The organism is Methylotenera sp. (genome assembly GCF_030684185.1).
In the GTDB taxonomy this organism is placed as follows: Bacteria; Pseudomonadota; Gammaproteobacteria; order Burkholderiales; family Methylophilaceae; genus Methylotenera.
This window is the reverse complement of record NZ_JAUXOY010000017.1, coordinates 176,255-184,177: the sequence shown is the minus strand read 5'-3', so window position 1 is coordinate 184,177 and position 7,923 is coordinate 176,255. Positions and strand designations below refer to the sequence as shown.

At 37.4% G+C, this 7,923-nt stretch carries 9 protein-coding genes; 6 read left to right on the top strand and 3 right to left on the bottom strand.

The features are described from left to right. Positions 1 to 196: 196 nt before the first annotated feature. Both Q8J82_RS08660 and Q8J82_RS08655 read left to right on the top strand, forming a co-directional pair. Positions 197 to 1,387 carry an integrase arm-type DNA-binding domain-containing protein gene (locus Q8J82_RS08660; protein WP_305252664.1) on the top strand — a complete coding sequence of 397 codons (1,191 nt, stop codon included), beginning with the start codon at positions 197 to 199 and terminating at the stop codon, positions 1,385 to 1,387. 105 nt (positions 1,388 to 1,492) lie between these two features. After that, on the top strand, positions 1,493 to 1,693 hold the full coding sequence (locus Q8J82_RS08655; protein WP_305252663.1) for an AlpA family transcriptional regulator: 201 nt from the start codon (positions 1,493 to 1,495) through the stop codon (positions 1,691 to 1,693). A 160-nt stretch (positions 1,694 to 1,853) separates the two neighbouring features. On the opposite strand, the gene Q8J82_RS08650 is transcribed toward Q8J82_RS08655, so the two are convergent. Continuing rightward, a complete protein-coding gene (locus Q8J82_RS08650; RefSeq protein WP_305328139.1) occupies positions 1,854 to 2,246 on the bottom strand; it encodes a hypothetical protein in 393 nt (130 codons plus the stop codon). 508 nt (positions 2,247 to 2,754) lie between these two features. On the opposite strand from Q8J82_RS08650, the gene Q8J82_RS08645 reads away from it, so the two are divergent. Further along, the gene (locus Q8J82_RS08645) at positions 2,755 to 3,531 is read left to right on the top strand and encodes a BT4734/BF3469 family protein (protein WP_305328138.1); all 777 of its coding nucleotides are present in this window, start codon (positions 2,755 to 2,757) and stop codon (positions 3,529 to 3,531) included. On the opposite strand, the gene Q8J82_RS08640 is transcribed toward Q8J82_RS08645, so the two are convergent. Together Q8J82_RS08640 and rffA are read right to left on the bottom strand one after the other, a co-directional pair. After that, complete coding sequence (locus tag Q8J82_RS08640) at positions 3,495 to 3,854, bottom strand: glycosyltransferase (protein ID WP_305327429.1); 360 nt, start codon at positions 3,852 to 3,854, stop codon at positions 3,495 to 3,497. The genes Q8J82_RS08645 and Q8J82_RS08640 overlap by 37 nt on opposite strands. Positions 3,855 to 3,964: 110 nt before the next feature. Next, on the bottom strand, positions 3,965 to 5,074 hold the full coding sequence (rffA, locus tag Q8J82_RS08635; RefSeq protein WP_305328137.1) for a dTDP-4-amino-4,6-dideoxygalactose transaminase: 1,110 nt from the start codon (positions 5,072 to 5,074) through the stop codon (positions 3,965 to 3,967). A gap of 384 nt (positions 5,075 to 5,458) precedes the next feature. On the opposite strand from rffA, the gene Q8J82_RS08630 reads away from it, so the two are divergent. From Q8J82_RS08630 to Q8J82_RS08620, 3 genes are read left to right on the top strand one after another with little or no spacing between them, the layout of a single operon-like run. Continuing rightward, positions 5,459 to 6,406 carry a glycosyltransferase family 2 protein gene (locus tag Q8J82_RS08630; RefSeq protein WP_305252758.1) on the top strand — a complete coding sequence of 316 codons (948 nt, stop codon included), beginning with the start codon at positions 5,459 to 5,461 and terminating at the stop codon, positions 6,404 to 6,406. Beyond that, on the top strand, positions 6,403 to 6,936 hold the full coding sequence (locus Q8J82_RS08625; protein WP_305252760.1) for a serine O-acetyltransferase: 534 nt from the start codon (positions 6,403 to 6,405) through the stop codon (positions 6,934 to 6,936). The genes Q8J82_RS08630 and Q8J82_RS08625 overlap by 4 nt, the downstream gene beginning before the upstream one ends. Further along, on the top strand, positions 6,933 to 7,919 hold the full coding sequence (locus Q8J82_RS08620) for a glycosyltransferase family 2 protein (protein WP_305252762.1): 987 nt from the start codon (positions 6,933 to 6,935) through the stop codon (positions 7,917 to 7,919). Before Q8J82_RS08625 ends, Q8J82_RS08620 begins: the two co-directional genes overlap by 4 nt. The last annotated feature ends 4 nt before the right edge of the window (positions 7,920 to 7,923 follow it).

Below are 7,923 nucleotides of genomic sequence, written 5' to 3'. Positions count from 1 at the left end.
TTCATCATGCCACCATCATTCAGTGTGAAGGAGGCAGCTACCGAAGAAAATCATCTATGCAAAAACAGTAGTAAAAATCTCAGCGTCAACTAGACAAGATAATTGTCGCTGAACTGGACAAGATAGTTGACGCGCTACAATGTACCAACTAAATCAACTAAATACCAACACAACAACGTTATTTAGGAGATTTGGAATGTCATTAACAGTATTGCAGGTTAAAAACAGTAGGGCAGTAGATAAAGATATTAAGTTATCTGATAGTGGTGGTCTTTTCCTTTTAATAAAAGTCAGCGGCTCAAAATATTGGCGTTTAGCTTATCGATTTCAAGGTAAACAAAAAACCTTATCATTTGGCGTATATCCTGAAGTTTCTTTACTTGAGGCCAGAGAAAAATCCTTAGAAGCTAAGAAGCATTTAAGTAATGGTACAGACCCTTCGTCATATAAAAAAGTAGCAAAATTAACTTCAAAAGTTGAATTTGATAATTCATTCGAAAAGGTTGCAAGTGAATGGTTTGATAAACAAAAGAAATCTTGGGTTGATAGTCATACAGTTGATGTTAAACGGAGACTTGAAGCTAATATCTTTCCAAAAATAGGTAAATTGCCTATTAATCAAATACTACCAATTCAAGTGCTGGAAATTGTAAGGTCAATTGAAAAGAGAGGAGCATTTGATTTATCCCACAGAGTACTGGGGGTATGTGGGCAGGTGTTTCGTTATGGAGTGGGCTCAGGAAGGTGTGTGGGTGACCCTACACGGGATTTAAAAGGCGTTTTGACACCTCACGTAAAGAAGAATCAAAATGCAGTTAGAACAGGAGATTTTCCAGCATTAATGATTGCAATTAGCGAATATAGTGAAATAGGTGATTTTCAAACGCAACTTGCACTTCAATTACTTGCATTCACTTTTGTTAGAACTGGGGAGCTTATTAAATCTAAATGGAGTGAGTTTGATTTAGAAAAGAAGCTTTGGAAAATTCCAGCATCAAGAATGAAAATGAAGCGTGAGCATTTAGTACCACTAGCACCAGAATCAATTGAAGTTTTAGAAAAGCTTAAGGAATTTTCGATTGACAGTGAATACGTTTTCCCTGGAAGAAATCCTAAAAATCATATAAGTAACAATACTCTTTTATTTGCCCTATATAAACTTGGCTATAAGGGCAGAATGAGTGGACATGGATTTCGAGCTGTAGCTTCAACCATATTAAATGAAAATAATTTTCGCTCAGATATTATTGAGCGGCAACTTGCTCATTTGGATGGAAACTCTGTAAGAGCAGCATACAATCGAGCCGAATATTTTCAAGAAAGGATATTAATGATGAATTGGTGGGCAGGTTATATTGTGAGTTCAATTAGGGAATATCATAGTTAAACATTTTAACTTACACTTAAATTTATCGTTTTTTTGTCTAGATAAATAGTTATGTACAGCACGATTGAATGCCGTACATAACTATTTAATTTAAAGGATGAAATAATGGATAAAAAAAATTCAAATGCAATTAAATTTTACAGGGTTAAACAATTAGCAGAATTGTTGAATGTATCCAAATCAAGTATATGGGGATGGGTAAAACTTGGGTCTTTCCCCCAGCCTATTAAATTAGCTACAAATGTTACTGCATGGAGGGAGGTGGATATATGTAATTGGTTGAATTCAAAGGAGAGGTTATCTTGAATATCTCAAGCTTTTATTTTTAAAGTTAAATCAAAATTGTAGTTAGATAACAAGAACTAATTTATATCTGAAATTCATCAATATATGGTTATTATTGAGCTGTATCAATAGCAGAGCAAATTTAATGGCCACTCCAATGCTCTTCTATCGAATTGATATTTTAATTTGCTTTGCAAAGAAGCTTAATTGCATTTTTGATTACAGGGCTGGGGACTATCTTGTCAGCTTGATTGTCTGTAGTAAAAATCTCAGAACCAATTGCAGAGCTTTCCCAAAAATGTTTTCCATTCTCACAGTTAATACTCAAATTGCCAATAAATGAATTTAGTTTACCTTCACCTGTGACCGTTGCACGAGCTTGACTTGAGGTTGGAACTTTAGTTTTGGCCATAAGCGGATAAGCAATCCAGTCGTCCCAGTAATTTTCTACACTTTGCCTGTAAAGAAATATGCCCCCATCAACTGTTGCCCCAATTTTTGGTTGTGCTGCATAACCTGAAACGGGGGTGCACAAGTATGCCAATAATACAAGTCCTGCAATCGGTCTATTCATTGAAAAATCCTTCTTAGTTGTGAGTAGTTATTAAAATAGCTTGATGTTGGAGGTGGGTAACTCATCATTAAATTAATATAATTCTTATTCTTATAAGAACAAAATTCAGAAAATATTGGTTGATTAATATTACCGCAAAAACAATATCCACAATTACAGTAACTGTAATTTATATTGCACTATTTATTTTTTAGATATTACATTTACTTAACTGTCAAATAGTAAATTGACATTATATAAAATATAGTATATAATAATCATATACTTAAATTAATTAATTAATCTTTATTGTTAAGAGTAATTGTTGTTCTAAGTATAAAAATAAGGGTGGGGGGGTATATTTAAATGGATATGTATTAATCTGTTTTTGGATAATCTTCTATTGTTATATATAGAGATTTATCCATTTATATATAGAACTTAATTATTAAACAAATTTTATTAACAAAACAACAAACCTTAAAAGGATATGTATCGATTAGAAGCTAATGAAAGGAAATATTTATATATGGCAAATCAATTATCATGTAGTTATAAAGCAGGAGTAAAACAAAAAGAATCATCAATAGTAAAAATATCTGAAATTATTAATCAGATTAAATCAGGTCATTTTCTAAATGAAGTCCAAGCTATTCAATCATCATCAAGTATTGTAAATGACGAAATAGTTAAAAGTCTTAAATTACAGCTACCTGTGTTTTATCCAACTTTAGTATCACTTGATACTCTTTTTCCAACAGGTATTATTCAATTCGATATAGATGCTAAAAGCAATCCAGATTTGGATGTGGAGTTTTTAGCTTTATCTATCAACCAACTTCCAAGTACTTATTATTCATTCAAATCACCTAATCACGGATTAAAATTCGGCATCTTGACGGATTTTGTAAATCGTCCTCATGAAGCTAGCGAATACCTAAAAGAACGTTTTAAATTCACTTATGATTATGTTTCAGACCTTTTGCTAGACATTGAATCAATTCCAAATTTTAATGCTGACTCCGCAGTTCGAAGTATTAAACAAGCATGTTATGTATCTTATGACTCTAATGCATACTTTAATGAACTTGCTGTTCCGTTGCGGGTTAATGATGAGAGTTTGAGTTGTTTACCAAATAAACTTATTAACAGCACAATTAACACTCATAGCAATGATAAAAATGCATTACTAGGTGATGCAGCTAATATACAGGAGCTATTAAACTGGATTCCTAGAGATTTTGAATATGCTGATAGGAGAGCTATTAACTATGCAGTGTGTTCTGGATGGTTTTCAAGAAACTGAATCTGCAATTCAAATCTGTTTGGTAAGGCAATGTCATCTTGATCCATACGGGCAATATATTTGCCCTTAGAAATCGCAAGCATCTCATTAAGTGAAAAGGCGAATCCGCGATTTTCTCTAGTAATAACGATTATTCTGGAGTCGTACGGTGCATGTTTTTTTATTATTTCCAATGAGTCGTCTTTTGAGCCATCATCAATAATAATAAACTCAAAGTTAGTCAGAGTTTGCTGAAGAATACTTTCTATCGCTTCATCAAGATAATCGGCACCGTTATATACTGCCATGACTACTGAGATTAGCGGTGTGTCTTCAGGATTCATGTTTTTAGTAGTACTAGTGTAGTGGTTGCCTCAATCATGATTGATTCCCTATATCTAACTATCATATTTTTATATTAAAAAAACATCACGGTGCTTGATAATAGAACCTACTAAAACAATTCAGCGCATATTGCTTTCACTTCATTCATACCAACCCATAGTGGAAGTCTTAACAATCGATCAGATAAATCTTCAGTTAAAGGTAGCTCTCCATTTTTGCGTCCGTACTTAAGGCCTCCAGGAGAGCTATGCAATGGCACATAATGAAACACTGCATTGATGTCTTTTTTCTTAAGTCGTTCTATAACTTTTGTTCTTTCCTCCAGTGAGTTAAGAAGGATGTAGTACATATGCGCATTTTGTTTGGTTTCGGCTGGGATAATCGGGCGTCGCAGATAACCTTTTTCTTCATATTTAGCTAGTTCTGCATGATATTGATCCCAAATAGCAAGGCGTTTCTGGGTAATGTCATCTGCTTCTTGCAGCTGCGCCCATAAGAAAGCGGCCATTATTTCACTGGGTAAAAATGACGAGCCAATATCAACCCAGGTGTATTTATCAATTTGACCTCTAAAAAATTGACTGCGGTTTGTCCCTTTTTCACGGATAATTTCCGCACGGTTAACAAATCGTTCATCATTCACAATGAGCGCGCCGCCTTCACCTGAAATTACATTTTTAGTTTCATGAAATGAATAGGCGCCAAGGTGACCAATCGCCCCAAGCGGTTTTCCCTTGTAGGTTGACATTACCCCTTGCGCAGCATCTTCAATCACTAATAGATTATGTCGATTGGCAATTTCCATAATCACATCCATTTCGCAGCCCACACCAGCATAATGCACAGGTACGATAGCTTTGGTTTTTGGTGTGATGGCTGCTTCAATCAGCTTTTCATCAATATTTAATGTGTCTGGACGAATGTCTACAAACACAGGTATACCGCCACGCAATACAAAAGCATTGGCTGTAGATACAAAAGTATAAGAAGGCATGATGACTTCATCACCAGGCTGTATGTCAGCCAAAATAGCTGCCATTTCAAGTGCAGCTGTACATGAATGAGTGAGCAAAGCTTTTTTTGTAGAGGTGTTTTTTTCTAACCATTCATGGCAGTTTTTGGTAAAAATGCCATCGCCTGCCAGCTTTCTGTTTGAGTGAGCTTGATCAATATATAGATGCTCTTTGCCTGTCATGTAAGGTCTGTTAAATGGAATCATGGATTAACTCTTTATTCATATGTAATTTCGGCTGATTCATATTGCTTAATTGTCTTATCGAGATGTGTTAAAGTCAGAGGGGTAAAAAATCATAGTAATTAGCAAGGTTGCAACTTTACCTACTCCTATTCTATTTCATTTTTATGAAACTATAATTGTATTTTAATCGCAATATAAAAAAATATCGTTAGCCCGCATGGGCCCATTTTCATTCTTTAGCTTTTCAATATAATGTCTGCTGTTATAAAAAGGTTTAAATGGCAATCTGGATTTAGAAAAGGTTGATAACGTCTGATTTTAGCTAAAACACTGGCGTTTAGTATTAATGATGTTCTTTTATCCGATAGTTGACGGATTAACCTAATAATTTGTGAAAGTTTAAGTTTGGATATTTCAGTAATTCTTGTTAGCTTTAATACGATAGAGATGACCAAAAAAGCTTTGGATGATCTTTTTGCATCTGATGGTAACTTTGAAAAGGAAGTCTTTGTTATTGACAACGCATCCAGAGACAACTCTGCAGAAGTGCTACGTCGGGACTATCCAAATATCACGCTTATTGAAAATAAGCAGAATGTAGGTTTTGGACGTGCCAACAATCAGGCTTTACCGCTTATTCATAGTAAGTACGTGTTATTACTCAATACGGATGCTTTTGTTAAGCCTGACACCATTAAAAAAACAATGCAATATATGGAGGCTCACCCTAAGTGCGGTATGGTTGGCGTTAAATTGCTAGGGCGCGATGGTGTTCTGCAACCGTCATGCCGGTATTTTCCAACACCGTGGAATATTTTTCTTGAGAGAACTAACCTCAAAAAGTTATTTAAGCATACCAAATTGGTTGATGATATGGCTTGGGACCATGCCTCTGTCAGAAGTTGTGATTGGGTGCCAGGTTGTTACGCTCTGATTAGAAAAGAGGTGATTGATCAGGTTGGTTTGTTTGATCCGCGTTATTTTCTGTACTATGAAGAGGTCGACCATTGCTTTGCCGCCAAGCGTGCAGGCTGGGATGTAGTCTATTTTCCTGATGCGCCTGTGGTGCATATTGGCGGCGAGAGTGCAAAGCTGGAATCTGCGATTTCTTCTAAGAGCAGGCAGATTGAGTCGCTACAAATCGAGAGTGAGTTACTGTACTTTCGCAAGAATCATGGCTTGATTGGCGTATTTGCTCACTTACTGCTTAATAGTCTTGCGGACTTTATCCTGTTTCTTAAAGACTTCATAAAATTTAGAGCTCCAGCAACAATATTCTTTAATCTGAAACGTGCTTTGTTTGTGTGGAAAACGTTTTTCCGTACACGTTTAGCTACACAGCCAACTCGATGAGTACGAAAGTGTTCAATAACATTCGAAATGACTTGAAATCCTATAAAGGGGATTTTGGTGCTCAAGGTTTCTGGGTGATGCTGGTCTATCGCTTTGGTCGTTGGCGCTACGGCGTTCGCCCTGCAATATTACGTAAGTTTTTCTCATTGATTTATAAGATTCTTTACAAATTCATTCAGATTATTACGGGAATCGAACTGCCGTGTGAGGCCGAAATTGGCAGTAATTTTATCATTGACCACTTCGGAGGCATCGTTGTCAGTGGTTACACCAAAATTGGTGATAACTGCCGAATTCGTAATGGGGTTGTTATTGGGCTCAAGAATATTGAGGAGGTAGGGGCGCCAGAAATTGGCAATAATGTTGATATTGGCGCAGGTGCGAAGGTGCTGGGCAAAATTAAGATAGGAAATAATGTATTGATTGGAGCTAATGCTGTCGTTATTTGCGATGTGCCAGATAACTCGATTGCCGTGGGTGTTCCAGCGCTCATTAAAACTAGAAAATTAGCCCATTTGAGTACTGCATGATGAGTATACCCAAGCGTGTGGGAGTCGTTATTATCGGGCGCAATGAGGGTGACCGTCTAGTTCGTTGTCTGAAATCTCTGGTAGAGCAGAGCCCCCAGTTAATCTATGTGGACTCTGGCTCAACGGATGATTCGGTGAATGTGGCACGTAGCATGGGGGCAGAAGTCGTATCTTTGGATATGGCAAAGCCTTTCACCGCAGCACGTGCACGAAACGAAGGTTTTGAATGTATGAAAAAACTGTATCCGCACGCTGAGTATGTTCAGTTTGTGGATGGTGATTGTGAAGTGGCAACTGGATGGCTTGAAAGTGCGGTGGTTTTTAACGACAACCACCCAGATGTTGCCGCTACCTGCGGACGTCGGCGCGAGCGCTATCCTGACAAAACAATTTATAACATGCTATGCGATATGGAGTGGAATACACCGGTCGGTGAAACCAAGGCATGTGGTGGCGACGTCCTGATGCGTGTGGATGCTTTTGAAAATGTGCAAGGTTTCCGTGCGGATTTGATTGCTGGTGAAGAACCTGAGCTTTGTGTGCGGTTACGTGCGGCTGGCTGGAAAATCTGGCGGCTTGATCAGGAGATGACCCTGCATGACGCTGCGATGACGCGGTTTAGTCAATGGTGGAAGCGCACAATGCGTGCTGGTCATGCCTTTGCCGAAGGGGCATACTTGCATGGAGCTTCAACAGAACGGCATTGGGTTAGTGAGTCAAGAAGAGCCTGGATTTGGGGACTTCTTATACCTTTTATCGCACTAGTGCTAGGTTTGATTAGCCTTAAGTGGGGTGCGCTATTTTTGCTGATTTATCCGCTTCAAGTAATTAGACTGGCGAGGCGTAATGCTAGTCAAGGAAATCACTCTTGGATAATGGCATTTTTTCTAGTACTTGGAAAGTTTCCTGAAATGGTTGGACAGGCCAAATTCTTCTGGCGCTTATATAGCGGTAAACAGGGTCGACTGATTGAATATAAATGATTTC